This window comes from Streptomyces sp. MMG1533 (assembly GCF_001279775.1).
GTDB lineage: Bacteria > Actinomycetota > Actinomycetes > Streptomycetales > Streptomycetaceae > Streptomyces.
In genome coordinates, this window is sequence record NZ_LGDG01000122.1 from 1 (window position 1) to 12,962 (window position 12,962).

Annotated in this window: 14 protein-coding genes and 2 pseudogenes; 6 read left to right on the forward strand and 10 right to left on the reverse strand. The window is 70.4% G+C overall.

From position 1 onward, the window contains the following. The 3 genes from ADK57_RS13255 to ADK57_RS13265 all read right to left on the reverse strand — a co-directional run. A partial coding sequence (locus ADK57_RS13255) for an ATP-binding cassette domain-containing protein (protein WP_159050059.1) occupies positions 1 to 246 on the reverse strand: 246 nt, incomplete at its 3' end. Positions 247 to 251: 5 nt separating this feature from the next. Next, positions 252 to 1,328, reverse strand: a complete 1,077-nt coding sequence (locus tag ADK57_RS13260; RefSeq protein ID WP_053749624.1) for an ABC transporter permease — start codon at positions 1,326 to 1,328, stop codon at positions 252 to 254. Next, the gene (locus ADK57_RS13265; protein ID WP_053749625.1) at positions 1,328 to 2,347 is read right to left on the reverse strand and encodes a sugar ABC transporter substrate-binding protein; all 1,020 of its coding nucleotides are present in this window, start codon (positions 2,345 to 2,347) and stop codon (positions 1,328 to 1,330) included. The genes ADK57_RS13260 and ADK57_RS13265 overlap by 1 nt, the downstream gene beginning before the upstream one ends. A gap of 247 nt (positions 2,348 to 2,594) precedes the next feature. Here ADK57_RS13265 and ADK57_RS13270 point away from each other — a divergent pair, with 247 nt between their 5' ends. Then, positions 2,595 to 3,626, forward strand: coding sequence for a LacI family DNA-binding transcriptional regulator (locus ADK57_RS13270; protein WP_053749626.1), 1,032 nt, complete (start codon positions 2,595 to 2,597; stop codon positions 3,624 to 3,626). A gap of 138 nt (positions 3,627 to 3,764) precedes the next feature. Further along, positions 3,765 to 5,441: a cellulase family glycosylhydrolase gene (locus ADK57_RS13275; RefSeq protein WP_053749627.1), complete on the forward strand. Its 1,677-nt coding sequence runs from the start codon at positions 3,765 to 3,767 to the stop codon at positions 5,439 to 5,441. 66 nt (positions 5,442 to 5,507) lie between these two features. Here the strand turns inward: ADK57_RS13275 and ADK57_RS13280 are convergent, their stop codons facing one another. Next, a complete protein-coding gene (locus ADK57_RS13280) occupies positions 5,508 to 5,945 on the reverse strand; it encodes a MarR family winged helix-turn-helix transcriptional regulator (RefSeq protein WP_053749628.1) in 438 nt (145 codons plus the stop codon). A 66-nt stretch (positions 5,946 to 6,011) separates the two neighbouring features. Here ADK57_RS13280 and ADK57_RS13285 point away from each other — a divergent pair, with 66 nt between their 5' ends. The 3 genes from ADK57_RS13285 (at position 6,012) to ADK57_RS13295 (ending at position 7,571) form a co-directional block, all read left to right on the forward strand. Next, positions 6,012 to 6,455 carry a PaaI family thioesterase gene (locus tag ADK57_RS13285; RefSeq protein WP_053749629.1) on the forward strand — a complete coding sequence of 148 codons (444 nt, stop codon included), beginning with the start codon at positions 6,012 to 6,014 and terminating at the stop codon, positions 6,453 to 6,455. Positions 6,456 to 6,906: 451 nt separating this feature from the next. Next, the gene (locus tag ADK57_RS51080) at positions 6,907 to 7,038 is read left to right on the forward strand and encodes a hypothetical protein (RefSeq protein WP_234390162.1); all 132 of its coding nucleotides are present in this window, start codon (positions 6,907 to 6,909) and stop codon (positions 7,036 to 7,038) included. Positions 7,039 to 7,169: 131 nt separating this feature from the next. Continuing rightward, a complete protein-coding gene (locus ADK57_RS13295) occupies positions 7,170 to 7,571 on the forward strand; it encodes an SseB family protein (protein WP_053749630.1) in 402 nt (133 codons plus the stop codon). 148 nt (positions 7,572 to 7,719) lie between these two features. Here ADK57_RS13295 and ADK57_RS13300 read toward each other — a convergent pair whose 3' ends face one another. From ADK57_RS13300 to ADK57_RS51085, 3 genes and pseudogenes are all read right to left on the reverse strand, one after another. Beyond that, complete coding sequence (locus tag ADK57_RS13300; RefSeq protein WP_234390164.1) at positions 7,720 to 8,175, reverse strand: FAD-linked oxidase C-terminal domain-containing protein; 456 nt, start codon at positions 8,173 to 8,175, stop codon at positions 7,720 to 7,722. A 50-nt stretch (positions 8,176 to 8,225) separates the two neighbouring features. Further along, positions 8,226 to 9,038, reverse strand: a pseudogene (locus ADK57_RS47275) (LLM class flavin-dependent oxidoreductase); the annotation flags it as partial. Between the two features lie 225 nt (positions 9,039 to 9,263). Further along, positions 9,264 to 9,443: pseudogene (locus ADK57_RS51085) on the reverse strand (sulfonate ABC transporter ATP-binding protein); the annotation flags it as partial. A 544-nt stretch (positions 9,444 to 9,987) separates the two neighbouring features. On the opposite strand from ADK57_RS51085, the gene ADK57_RS13310 reads away from it, so the two are divergent. Next, positions 9,988 to 10,812, forward strand: a complete 825-nt coding sequence (locus tag ADK57_RS13310; protein ID WP_234390166.1) for a LysR family transcriptional regulator — start codon at positions 9,988 to 9,990, stop codon at positions 10,810 to 10,812. 95 nt (positions 10,813 to 10,907) lie between these two features. Here the strand turns inward: ADK57_RS13310 and ADK57_RS13315 are convergent, their stop codons facing one another. The 3 genes from ADK57_RS13315 to ADK57_RS13325 form a co-directional block, all read right to left on the reverse strand. Then, on the reverse strand, positions 10,908 to 11,294 hold the full coding sequence (locus ADK57_RS13315) for a MarR family winged helix-turn-helix transcriptional regulator (RefSeq protein WP_053749632.1): 387 nt from the start codon (positions 11,292 to 11,294) through the stop codon (positions 10,908 to 10,910). A 49-nt stretch (positions 11,295 to 11,343) separates the two neighbouring features. Then, positions 11,344 to 11,688, reverse strand: a complete 345-nt coding sequence (locus ADK57_RS13320; protein ID WP_053749633.1) for a VOC family protein — start codon at positions 11,686 to 11,688, stop codon at positions 11,344 to 11,346. 176 nt (positions 11,689 to 11,864) lie between these two features. Then, complete coding sequence (locus ADK57_RS13325; RefSeq protein ID WP_053749634.1) at positions 11,865 to 12,896, reverse strand: LacI family DNA-binding transcriptional regulator; 1,032 nt, start codon at positions 12,894 to 12,896, stop codon at positions 11,865 to 11,867. Positions 12,897 to 12,962: the final 66 nt, after the last annotated feature.

Below are 12,962 nucleotides of genomic sequence, written 5' to 3' on the forward strand. Positions count from 1 at the left end.
GAAGTCGCCCTCGGTGTGCTGGTGCAGCCCGGAGACGATCTTGATGAGGGTGGACTTGCCGGCGCCGTTGTCGCCCAGCACACAGGTGACCTGGCCCGGGTGGACGGTCAGGCTCACCCCGTGCAGGGCGCGGATGTTGCCGTAGGACTTGCCCGCACCCTTCAACTCGACGACCGGCTTGTCGTCCTGGGGCGCGGCGCCCTTGGGCTGGGACCCGTCGGGTGTGATGTCGTGGGTGGTTGTCATGGGGGTCACCTCCGGGTCGCCGTGCGCTGGACCCACAGATTGATCAGAGTGGCGCCGAGCAGCATCACGCCGAGGAAGGCCTTGAACCAGTCGGGGTTCCAGCCGGCGTAGACGATGCCCTGCTGGACCATGCCGAACATGAAGGCGCCGAAGACCGGGCCGATCGCGGAACCGTAACCGCCCGTCAGCAGACAGCCGCCGATCACGGCCGCTGCGATGTAGATCAGCTCCTGGCCGACGCCCTCGCCGGACTGCACGGTGTTGAAGGAGAACAGCTGGTGCATGCCGACGAACCAGGCGCCGAAGCCGACCAGCATGAACAGGGAGATCTTCGTGAAGGTCACCGGCACACCGACGGCCCGCGCGCTCTCCTTGTTGCCGCCGACCGCGAAGATCCAGTTGCCGTACTTGGTGCGCAGCAGCACCCACGTGGTCAGCGCCGCGAAGGCCAGCCACCACACGATGGTGATCTTGACCTGGACCCCGCCCACCGCGAAGGACGAGGCGAAGAGCTCCCGGGCCTGGTGGAAGCCGTCCATGTCGCTGATGTCGTCGGTGGCCACGTTGCCGGTGATCAGCTTGGTCACTGCAAGGTTGACGCCCTGCAGGATCAGGAAGGTGCCCAGCGTGACCAGGAAGCTCGGCAGGCCCGTCCTGACCATCACCCAGCCGTTGAAGAATCCGACCGCCAGCGACACGAGCAGTGCGACGAGCACGCCGACCCAGACGTTCGTGGTCAGCTGGTAGCTGAGCATGGCCGCGGTGAGCGCCGAGGTGATCACGGCAACACCGGCCGACAGGTCGAACTCGCCGCCGATCATCAGCAGCGCGACCGGCAGGGCCATGATCCCGATCGTCGACGACTGGTACAGGATGTTGGCCATGGAGCTGCCGTCACGCACCGGCGGGGCGGCGATCAGGAAGAACGCGTAGACCGCGACGGCACCGAGGAAGACACCGACCTCGGGCCGGGCCAACAGCCTGAGTGCCAGGGGGCGTTGAGAGGTCCGGCCGTCGGTTTCCTTCGGGCCGGAGGCCGGCGGTGTGGTCACCGCCGGCTCGGCGTGCTGGGTCATGCTCATCACCTGGTGCCCTTCGCGGCGAACTTGGCCACGGCGTCGACGTTGGACTTGTCGACGAAGGCCGGCCCGGTCAGCACCGGCTGCTCGCCGCCCCCGCTGAAGTTGCCGTTGGTCTTGTAGAGCCACAGTGCGTCGACCGCCAGGTAGCCCTGGAGGTAGGGCTGCTGGTCGACGGCGAACTGGATCGTGCCCTTCTCGATGGCGGAGACGAGTTCCTTGTTGAGGTCGAAGGTGGCGACCTTCGCCTTGCTGCCCGACTCGGACACCGACTGCGTCGCGGTCAGTGCGACGGGGGCGCCGAGGGTGACCACCTCGTCGATGGAGCTGTCCTGCTTGAGCTTGGCGGTGATCGTCGACTTCACGGACGGCATGTCCGTGCCATTGACGTAGAGGATGTCGGTCTTGCCGCCGAAGGTCTTCTTCACTCCGGCGCAGCGCTCTTCGAGGTTGACGTCTCCCTGGGCCTGGATGACGCACAGCGCGTGCTTCGCTCCGGTGCCGTTGATCTTGTCGCCGAGTGCCTGGCCGGAGACGGACTCGTCCTGGCCGAAGAACGACAGCAGGCCCTGCTGCTTCCAGACGCTCAGGCCCGCGTTGAGGCCGACGACCGGGATGCCGGCCTTCTCCGCCTTGGCGACCACGGCTTTGAGGGCGTCCGGCTTGGCGAGGGTGACCGCGATGCCGTCGACCTTCTGGTCGATCGCGTTCTGCACCAGGTTGGCCTGGTCACCGGCGGTCTCGTCGTTCGAGTAGATGAGCTTGATGTTGTCCTTGGCGGCGGCGGCCTCGGCGCCCTTGCGGATGGTGTCCCAGAAGGTGTCGCCGGAGGGCGCGTGGGTGACCATCGCGATCGTCATACGGGGCGTGTCCGCTTTGCCGGCGGAGACATCGGCTGCCTCCTCCTCGGCCTTCTTGCCGCCTGAGCTGCTGGAACAGCCCGCAAGAGCCAGGGCGGCCGCTGCGGCCACCGCCACCACGGGGGCGATTCTGCGGGAGCGGGGGAGTGATGTCCGGTTCATGCTGGGTGCACCTCACTGTGCAACTTGAAGGGGGAAGCGGATCGACGGCCACTGGGGGCCCGCGCGGTCGCGACGGAGGCACAGCGGCTTCGGTGACTTGGTCCGGAAGGCGAGGGGTTGCCGCCCTTCCGAATGACTTCGTCGGAACATCAGGACAATTTAAAGCGCTTTAAGTTCTGGTACTATCGGCTTGTTTCGCGAGCGTGTCAAGGGCGTTGCGCGAGGAGATTGCCGCGGGGAGGCGCAAGTGGAGGGTGACGGTTCCGCAGGTCACCGGAACGGCACGAACAAGCGCCCCCGACTGGAGGACGTGGCCGCCCGGGTGGGCGTGTCCACCGCGTCCGTGTCCCTGGTCCTGCGTGGTGTGCCCGGGCCCAGCGAACGCACTCGGCAGCGTGTGCTGAAAGCCGCCGCCGACCTCGGCTATCAGGCGGACCGCACCGCGAGCCTGCTGGCCAGCAGGCGAACTCGGCTGCTCGGCGTGCTGGTCGACATCCACAGTCCCTTCCACGCCGAACTGGTCGAGTACCTGCACACGGCCGCCGAGGACGTCGGCTACGACCTCGTCCTGAGCACCCTGACCCGCACCCGTGACGAGCAGACCGCCGTCGAGACCCTGCTGGCCTTCCGCAGTGAGGCCCTGATCCTGCTCGGTCCCACCGCTCCCGCAGACACGCTCGCCGCACTCGACCGCAAGTCCCCGGTGATCGCCGTCGGCCGCCGGATCGCCGACGCCGACCTGGACGTCGTACGCACCGCGGACGACGACGGAGTCGGCCAGGTCGTCGACCACCTGGTGGGCCTCGGTCATCGCGCGATCACCTACGTCGACGGCGGCAAGGGTGTCATCGCCACCGACCGGCGTCGCGGCTACCGCACGGCCATGCGCCGGCATGGCCTCGACACGTACATCCGGGTGCTGCGGGGCGATCACACCGAAGCGGCCGGCGAACGCGCCGCCCGTCAGCTCCTCGACGGCGCCGAACTGCCCACCGCCGTAGTCGCCTTCAACGACCAGTGCGCCATCGGAGTGCTGGCCGCCCTCTCGCGTGCCGGTGTCGCCGTACCGGGACAGGTGTCCGTGGCCGGCTACGACGACGACACCCTCTCCCGGCTGAGTTGCTTCAATCTGACCACCGTCAGCCAGAGCGCCGAGGAGCAGGCCCGGCACGCGGTGACCGCCGCCGTCGAACGCCTCGACCAGGGGCGTACCGAATCCCGCGAGGTCGTGCTGACTCCCCGTCTCGTCCTGCGCGGCACCACCGCCGAGCCGAACTGACGTACGGCCCTGGGCGCGACGGCAAGTGACGATGCCTGCGCGAAGTCTTGACGTGTACTTGGCATGGTGGCTTCATGGGAGCGCTCCCATGACACTTCTGATGCCAGAGTTTCTCGGCGCTCACCCCCTGGAGTCGCAGTGAGAACAGCAAGAAGTACGACACGAAAGGACCCGCTGGCCCGTCTGCTGACCGGCCTTGCCGCCCTGTTCGGGCTCGTCGTCCTCGTCGTCCTCTGCCCGACCGCCGCCCAGGCTCAGGTCGAGGCCCAAGGCGAGGCCAAAGTCCAGGCCACGGGCCTGCACATCAGCGACGGCCGTCTGCTGGAGGGCAACGGCAATGACTTCGTCATGCGCGGCGTCAACCACGCCCACACCTGGTACCCGGGCGAGACGCAGTCGCTGGCCGACATCAAGGCGCTGGGCGCCAACAGCGTCCGCGTCGTCCTCTCCGATGGCCACCGCTGGTCCGAGAACAGTGCTGCCGACGTGGCGAACGTCGTCGCCCAGTGCAAGGCCAACCGGCTGATCTGTGTACTGGAGGTGCACGACACCACCGGCTACGGCGAGGACACCGCGGCCGGCACCCTCGACCATGCCGCCGACTACTGGATCGGCCTCAAGAGCGTGCTCGCCGGCGAAGAGAACTACGTCATCATCAACATCGGCAACGAGCCCTGGGGCAACACCGATCCCGCAGGCTGGACCGACCCCACGATCGCAGCCGTGAAGAAGCTGCGCAGTGCCGGATTCGAGCACACGATCATGGTGGACGCGCCCAACTGGGGCCAGGACTGGCAGGGCGTCATGCGCGCCAACGCGCAGGCCGTCTACGACGCCGACACCACCGGCAACCTGATCTTCTCGATCCACATGTACAGCGTCTACGACACGGCCCAGGAGATCACCGACTACCTGAACGCCTTCGTCGACGCCGGACTGCCCATCCTCATCGGCGAGTTCGGCGGCCCGGCCGACCAGTGGGGCGACCCGGACGAGGACACGATGATGGCCACCGCCGAGCAGCTCGATCTCGGCTATCTGGCCTGGTCCTGGAGCGGCAACACCGATCCGATCCTCGACCTGGCGATCGGCTTCGATCCCAACAATCTCAGTTCGTGGGGCCAGCGCATCTTCAACGGCGCCAACGGCATCGCCCAGACCTCCAAGGAAGCCACCGTCTTCGGCGGCGGAAACTCTGGCGACACCCAGGCTCCGACCACTCCCGGCACTCCGACCGCCTCCTCCGTGACGGCCACCTCCGCTGCCCTGGCCTGGACCGCGTCCACCGACAACGTCGGAGTCGCCGGCTACGACGTCGTCCGCGTCAGCGGCAGCTCGGAGACCAAGGTCGCAGCCTCCACGGCCAACTCCGTCACGGTGACCGGCCTCACCGCCGACACGGCGTACACCTTCGCCGTCTATGCCCGGGACGCGGCCGGGAACCGCTCGGCCCGCTCGGCAACGGTGAACGTCACCACCGGCAGCGCTCCGGCCGGGAACTGCTCCGTCGGCTACCGCGCCACCAACGAGTGGTCCGGCGGCTTCCAGGGCGAGATCGTCATCCGCAACACCGGCACCGCCGCCATCAGCGGCTGGACCCTCGTCTTCACCTTCGCCAACGGCCAGACCGTGACCAACATGTGGGGCGGGACCCCCACCCAGACCGGCGGCACGGTGAGCGTCGTCCCCGCCTCCTACACGTCCACCATCCCCGCCGCCGGGTCGGTCACCGTCGGCTTCATCGGCAGCAAGGGCGCCACGAACGCCGCCCCGACGGCGTTCACGCTCAACGGCTCGGCCTGCACGGCCACTTGAGCGGATCGTTCGTTCCGGCCGGCGGGGGTTCCTGCTCCCGTCGGCCGGTGTGCCGTTCCCGACCGGTCACGGTTCCCAGAAGGCCAGCGTGTGCAGCGCGGCCGAGGTCTCGGTGAACCCCTGCTCGCCCAGCAGGGCTCGCAGTTCGGCGTTGAAGCGGTCGATCTCCGGCTGGGCGGCGTCGAGCGCGGCGACGCCGCTGTCGGTCAACTCCAGCACTACGGCACGGTGTTCGAGGGGATGCGGCTGTTTGCTGACCAGGCCGGCGCCGGTGAGGCGCCCGACGAGCGCGGTCACCGCGGACTCGCGCAGCCCCAGCGTGCGGGCCAGCTGCTGTTGGGTGATCGCCGGTCGGTCGCGTATCGCGAACAGCGCACCGAGCTGGGCCGTCGTGATGCCCGCGGCAGCCAGACAGCGCCGGTCCGCCGTCGTGCGCAGCCGGTGGGCCGCCCGTTGCAGCAGGAAGAACAGGCGAAGGTCGGGGGCGGAGCCGGGCTGAGGCATGGGCCGATCTTGACAGAGCCGAGCGGTGGCCGCCATTCTCGGTTCACCAGTGAAGTGAGGTGGATCGTGAACGACGCTCCGGACTTGGCCCTCGCTCGGAAGGCCCTGGCGGCACAACCGTTCAGCGTGCTGCTCGGCGCCCGCCTGGTTGCCTTCGGCGGCGGCGAGGCGACACTGGAGCTGGACATTCGTGAGGAGTTGCTCCAGCAGTACGGCTTCGTGCACGGGGGAGTGCTCGGTTACGCGGCGGACAACGCACTGACCTTCGCCGCGGGCACCGTGACCGGCGACCGACTGCTGACGGCCGGCTACACCATCGACTACCTGCGCCCCGCCACGGGCACCCTGCTGCGGGCCCACGCGCAGGTGGTCCGGGCCGGCCGAACCCGCACCGTCAGCCGGTGCGACCTCTCGACGGTGGACGACGCCGGCGCCGAGACCCTGTGCGCGGTGGCGCAGGGCGCGATCGCGGTGTCCGAGCGCCCGGAGACTCGCTTCCCGCAGCCGTGACGAGGCCCACGAGGACGACGCCGGCCTGTTGACGCCCGGCACGTACGCCTGCGCCCACACGTGCCCGCCTTGGCGGCCACCATGATCGGCACCGCGTATGCAGCCGCCGACGAGTACGCCCGGGTCGTCGCCGCCCGCCCGCTGCTGCTGGAACCCGACCCCACCCGCGCCGACCTGCACGACTACCGACGCCACCTCGGCGAGGCACTCGGGCTGGTCCACACCGCCGAGGCGGCGTTGCGGCAGACCGCCCGGGACTGGATGGACACCTGCCGGCGCAACACGACCGGCGAGGCCCCGTTCACCACCGCGGAGGACAACCGCCTCGCGCTGCTGTTCCTGAACGCCGGGCGCATCGCCGGGGTGAACGCCGGGGCGCATCGCCTGGGACGTCCTGCAGGGCACCCTGTTCCGCACGGCCGGTTCCCGGCACGCCCGCGACGGCGAGCGGATGCAGCGCTACTTCCGGGACGCGGCGACGTACCGGACGCATGTGGGCGCGAGTATGGCCGAGCCGCTGACCTGCCGGGTCGGCCGCGACCGGCCGGGTCTGCCGTCGGACGACATCCCGCTGATCCCCTGAGACCTCCCGTCATCCACCGGACTCCCACAGGAATGCTCCGGCCGCGGTCGGGTACGCGAGCAGGACCGCGCCCGGGGCGATCTTGTCCCGCGCGGACCGCACTACCGCCGCTACCAGGGGAATCATCAGCCATGGAAACACCCGCGTACGACAACACCGTCACACCGGCCCGGCGGGCGCTGGACGCGCTGGCCGAGAACACCGAGGACACGGCGGCACTGGCGACCCTCGCGAGCAGCGAGGTACTCGTGCCCGTGCCCGACGACGCCGGTCAGGAGGGGGCCGGTGATTCCAGCGTCGTGGCGCTGCCGGTCCTGGAGCAGTCGGACGGCGCCCCGGTGGTGCCCGTCTTCACCTCCGAGCCGGAGATGGCCGAGCTCTTGCCGTACGTCTCCCGCTACCGTCTGGTCCCGCTGGGCGCCCTTGCCGCACAGTGGCCGGCCGACGACCTGTCCCTGACCATCGACGCGAACTCCGCGCATCCGCTGACGCTCACGTCGGAGGGTGTCCGCACCCTGCTGGCGAGGCCGTAGGGACGAGCGGAACGGGCCCGGCCACCGCGGAGCGGCAAGGGAGCGGCCGGGCCCGGTCCGGGTGCGGGCGGGCTCCCGTCCCCGCACCCGGACCTCGCGAGGCGGGGGAGACCCCCGGTTCGCCGAAACGCATCCGCATCTCGCTGCCTCAAAGGCACTTGCCGGGGTTGAGGATCCCCCGAGGATCGAACACCTCCTTCAGCTTTCGCTGCAATGCATGGGCCGCGGGCCCGAGTTCCTCGGCGACCCACTGCCGCTTCAGCAGGCCCACCCCGTGCTCGCCGGTCAGTGTCCCGCCCAGTCGCAGTGCCAGGGCGAAGATCTCGCCGGCCGCCTCCCAGGCGGCCTCCGGCAGCCCGTCCGAGGACGGGTCCACGACGACGATCGGGTGCAGGTTGCCGTCCGCCGCGTGCGCGAGAGTGAACACCGGCACGTCGTGGCGGGCCGAGATCGCCCGGATCTCGCGCACCGCCTCGGCCAGCCGGGAGCGCGGGACCGCGATGTCCTCGATGAGCGGGCGGCCCAGCCGCTCCAGCGCGGGCAGCGCGAGACGGCGGGCGGCGAGCAGGGCCTCGGCCTCGTCGGGGTCCTGAGTCGTCTGCACCGTCGTGGCCAGGGGAGCGACCAGCCGGGCGACCGCTGCGGCCTCGGCCCGTCGGCGGGGCGGCCGGTGGTGCGGTAGTGGCGCAGCAGCTCGGTGTTGCGGGCCTGGTCCTTGAGCACGCCCAGGGTGCGGTGCGCCTTCTCCCAGGCCAGTTCGTCGGTGGGCGCGATGATCGGGCGGAACGACACCCAGATACGGGGGTTCGGTCGCCCGGCCGCCTCGGCGACCGCGTTGACGGCGGCGATCTGCTCGGCCGTCTCCTTCAACGGCTCGCCCCACAGCCCGAAGATGTCGCCCTGCCGGCCGCCGACCCGGTACGCGTCCTGCGACGAGCCGCCCACCGAGATGGGGACCAGCCCGTTCACCGGCCTCACGTCCGAGTAGTAGCCCTCGAACCTGAAGTACCTGCCTTCGTGCGAGACGGGCCCTTCGGCCTGCCACACCTCCCGCGGGATCCGGATGTACTCGTCCGAACGCTCGTACCGCTCGGACTTGTTGAGGTAGTCCCCCTCCCGGCGCTGCTCCTCGTCACTGCCGCCGGAGATGATGTGCACGGTCAGCCGGCCGTCGCTGATCTGATCGAGGGTGGCGAGGGCACGCGCCGCGTGTGTGGGGAAGACGACGCCCGGCCGGTGCGCCAGGATCGGGCGGATCCGCTCGGTGTGGGTGGCGACGAACTGGGCGATCTGGAAGGCGTCGGGCGAGGCGGAGTGGTAGGCGACGAGGGTGTGGTCGAAGCCGCCGTCGTCCAGGGCGCGGGCGTACCTGCGCAGATGCCCGACGTCCAGGCCGGTACGGCTCGCGGCGGCCGGTCCCGAGGCCCCGGCGTCGGTGTGGACGGCGCTGATGAACTCGACAGGCATGGCAACTCCTCTGTCAGAAAGGTCAGTTGAGAAGGGACGTGTCGGCCGACTTCGCCACGTCGACGTTCGGGTCGAGGACGCCGATGCCGTTCATGAGGTCGGCCACGCCCTGGACGGTCGTGTTCACGTCGTCCGTGATCGGCAGGACCTTGCTGTACGCGGCAGAGGCAAGGGTCTTGGCGACGGAGGCGTCCGCGCCGTTGCGGGCCTCGATGGCCTTGGCGTAAGGGAGACGCGCTGCGCCTGGCCGCCGGAGAGCGTCTTGGGCCAGACGGCCGCGCGGTCCGCGATGCCGACCTCGTCGAGGGCCTTGCCCGCCAGCGTCCGGTCGGGCCGCCCGGGCAGACCGAGGACGACGTTGCGCCACACCTTCAGCCAGGGCAGCAGCCGCGGCGACTGGGGCGCGGACCCGATAGGCGTCGAAGGCGAGCCGGCGGCCGAACCGCTCGTACACACCGCCGTGTTCACCCCGGCCGGCCAGCACGATCAACGTGCCGCGTGCGGCGAGGCCTTCGGGTTCGTCTCCCAGGAGAAGGAAGCGGACATGAGGGGGGCAACTCCCGTTCAGGGCAGGGGGGCATCCGTACGGAAAGGGGCAGCCGAAGACGGCTGTCACGTGTCAGCTAAGAGGGGAGGCGGTCGACCGGATCGCGAGGAGAGGACGCGGTCGACCGGATCGCGGAGAGATGCGGTGCGGGACCGCGGAAGAGATGCGGTGCGGGACCGCCGAAGAGATCAGCGACAGCGCGCGCTGCACGCCACGCCGAAGTCGATGACTCGGCGCTGCGTCAGAAAGGCAGCAGAAGCGGTCGCGTGCAACATGTGCCCATCATGGCCGGAGGCGGCGGACCGCGTCCAACGACGATTCCGCATCGAAATCGATCAGCTGTCGCGATCGGTCCCCCGGGGCCGCTACTGTCACGGCATACCCCAACCCGTCCTCGACATCGTGGCCCTGCGCAGCCTGACCGCGATCGCCGACTGCGGCGGCTTCCACCGCGCCGCCCGGACCCTGTCCCTGAGCCAGTCCGCGGTCAGCCAACACGTCCGCAAACTGGAGAAGATACTTGGCGGGCCGGTCGTGGAACGCGAGGGACGCGGCACGCGGTTCACCCCCGACGGCCGCCGGCTGCTGGAACAGGCCCGTCGCATCCTCGCCGTGCACGACGAGGCCGTACGCACCCTGCTCGAGTCCGACGGCGACACCGTCACCGTCGGCTCCACCGAGCACGCCGCCGACCAGTTCCTGCCCCGGCTCACCGCCGCCGTCCAGGAGGTACGGCCCGGCTGCCGGGTCCGCTTCCGTATCGACCGTTCCGCCCGCCTCGTCGAGGCCGTGGAACGCGGCAGCGTCGACGTGGCGGTGTACGTCACCGAGGCCGCCGCCACCGAGGGCACATCCGTGGGCGGTCTCCCGCTCACCTGGCACGCCGTCCCCGGCTGGGAGCCGCCGCCCGCACCGGCCGCCGTCCCTCTGGTCGCCATCGAGGACCCCTGCGCCATCCGCCGCCGCGCCATCGCCACCCTCGCCGCGCAGGGCGTGCCCGCCGCGGTCGTCGGCGACGCCGGCTACCTCGCGGGCATGCTCGACATCGCCCGCACCGGCCAGGGCGCCGCCCTGCTCGCCGCGGTGGGCCCGGCCCCCGACGGACTGACCCCGTACGAGGGCCTCCCGGCGGTCACTCCGATCCCGATGAGCGCGCTGGCCCGCCCAGGGGCGGATCCGGACACGGTGGAGGCGGCCTTCGCGGCCGTACGGGATCTGCTGCGCTGAGGGGGCGCGGCGAGGCGGACCGGTGCGGCGAGGTGAAGCGGACGGTGCGCGGCGAGGTCAACGGACCGTGCGCGGCGAGGCGGGCCGGACCGGTGTCAGTCCAGCATCCTGGCCAGCACACCCCGCTGCAGCGGGAGCACGTCGGCGTGCAGGTCGCGCCCCTTGCGGGTCAGCGATACCCACACGCCGCGCCGGTCCTCCACGCAGACGGAGCGTTCCACCAGGCCGTCCTTCTCCAGGCGGCCGATGAGCCGGGACAGGGCGCTCTGGCTCAGATGAACCCGTCCGACGAGGTTCTGCACCCGGCACAGGTCGCCCTCCTCGGGCGCCTCGGAGGCGAGCACGTCGAGCACCTCGAAGTCGCTCGCGCCCAGCCCGTGGGGGTGCAGCGCGCGGTCGATCTCGCACATCGTGCGCGCATGCACCGACAGGATGTCCCGCCACTGTTCTTCGAGCCGGGCACCGGCCGCGTTCACTGCCATACACCAATGTTAATGCGTGTGCATCGACAATCGGACGGGGAGAAGTGCCTCAGGCGTCCTGGAGGAGCCCGACCAGGTTTCCGTCAGCGTCCTTGACCGAGGCGATCAGCCTGCCGCCGCCGACTTCCTGGACATCCTGGAGCAGCTCGGCACCCGCCTCGACCAGAGCGGCAAGCCGGCCGCGGATGTCGGAGACGTGCCAGTAGGGGACGGGGCCGGTCATGCCCTTGGCGTGTCCGTTCGGGTCCAGACCGACGTCCTGGCCGGCGTCCTTGAAGCCGACGTAGTAGGGCTCGTCGGCGTAGGGCTCGATCTCCAGCAGGGCGCTGAACAGGGCCTTCGCCCGGGCGATGTCCTTGACGGGGTAGACGATGGTGTTGAGTCCGGCGGTCATGGCGTCGCTCCTCGGTGCTGCGTGGTCCGACGGATTTCGTCGGTGTTTTCACGCTAGGCGCCGGGAGCGGGAAGCCGCTTCTTCGATCCTGATCGGTTGCCGAGCGGCGGGCGGCGCACGCGGGCGGGACCGGCAGCTCCCGGCATCGGCCGCAATCCCTGGCGCGACGGGATGCCTTACGTCGACTCCCGCTTCACCAATTCCGTGGGCAGAATCACCGCCGCCGCATCCTCGCCACCGATCTGCGCCAGCAGCACCCGCACCATCTCGGCGCTGATGCGGTCCCAGGGCTGCCGGATCGTCGTCAGCTCGGGCCGGGCGGCCACCGCCGCCGGCGAGTCGTCGAAGCCGCCCACCGCCACGTCGTCCGGCACCCGCCGCCCCGCCCGCTGCAGAGCCGTCAGCACGCCCTGTGCCATCAGGTCGGAGGCGACGAACACGGCGTTCATGTCCGGGGCCTGCGCGAGCAGCCGCTCGGCGCCCGCCTCGCCGCTGGCCCGGCTGTAGTCGCCGGAGACGACGAGCCGCTCCTCGATCGCGACGCCCGCGTCGGTGAGCACCTCCTTGTACCCGGCGAGGCGCTCGACACCACCCGGAGTGTCCAGCGGGCCGGTGACCACGCCGATGCGGCGGCGGCCCAGGGACAGCAGGTGGCGCACCATGTCACGGGCGCCGTCCCGGTCGTCCGCCGCCACGTAGCTCACCCGGGAACCGAGCCCGATCGGCTTGCCGCACGCGACCAGCGGCACGCCCGCCTCGCGCAGCTCCTCGGCGATCGGGTCCCCGGAGTGGCTGGAGACGAGCAGCACCCCGTCGACGTGCCCGGCGGTGATGTACCGCGTGATGCGCCGCCGCTCGTCCTCCGTGCCGGCCAGCATCAGCAGCAGCGGGACGTCGTGCGCGGCCAGCGCCTGCGTGCAGCCGCGCAACAGGACGTTGAAGTTGGGGTCCTCGAAGAACCGCTCCTGCGGTTCGGTCAGCAGGAAGCCCACGGAGTCGGAACGTCCGGTGATCAGTGAACGTGCGTGCCGGTTGACGACGTACCCCGTCTTGCGGATCGCGGCGTTGACCGCCTCCTGGGCGGCGGGGCTGACGTAGTGCCCGCCGTTGAGCACACGTGAGACGGTGCCGCGTGAGACCCCTGCCTCCCGCGCCACGTCATGGATCGTCGGCGCTCTGCGCCGGCCCCCCGCACTGTTCATGGTCATGACTTTAAGGCCCCGGAGGGCGGATGGCGGCCGCCCGGACCGCGGGATGACCACGAGGTCGGGGGA

What these genes read in the sequence shown, in the direction of transcription:
- ADK57_RS13260 (WP_053749624.1), bottom strand. Translation starts at nt 1,328, where the DNA reads ATGAGCATGACCCAGCACGCCGAGCCGGCGGTGACCACACCGCCGGCC.
- ADK57_RS13265 (WP_053749625.1), bottom strand. Translation starts at nt 2,347, where the DNA reads ATGAACCGGACATCACTCCCCCGCTCCCGCAGAATCGCCCCCGTGGTG.
- ADK57_RS13280 (WP_053749628.1), bottom strand. Translation starts at nt 5,945, where the DNA reads ATGCCTCAGCCCGGCTCCGCCCCCGACCTTCGCCTGTTCTTCCTGCTG.
- ADK57_RS51080 (WP_234390162.1), top strand. Translation starts at nt 6,907, where the DNA reads ATGCAGCGCTACTTCCGGGACGCGGCGACGTACCGGACGCATGTGGGC.
- ADK57_RS13295 (WP_053749630.1), top strand. Translation starts at nt 7,170, where the DNA reads ATGGAAACACCCGCGTACGACAACACCGTCACACCGGCCCGGCGGGCG.
- ADK57_RS13315 (WP_053749632.1), bottom strand. Translation starts at nt 11,294, where the DNA reads ATGGCAGTGAACGCGGCCGGTGCCCGGCTCGAAGAACAGTGGCGGGAC.
- ADK57_RS13320 (WP_053749633.1), bottom strand. Translation starts at nt 11,688, where the DNA reads ATGACCGCCGGACTCAACACCATCGTCTACCCCGTCAAGGACATCGCC.
- ADK57_RS13325 (WP_053749634.1), bottom strand. Translation starts at nt 12,896, where the DNA reads ATGACCATGAACAGTGCGGGGGGCCGGCGCAGAGCGCCGACGATCCAT.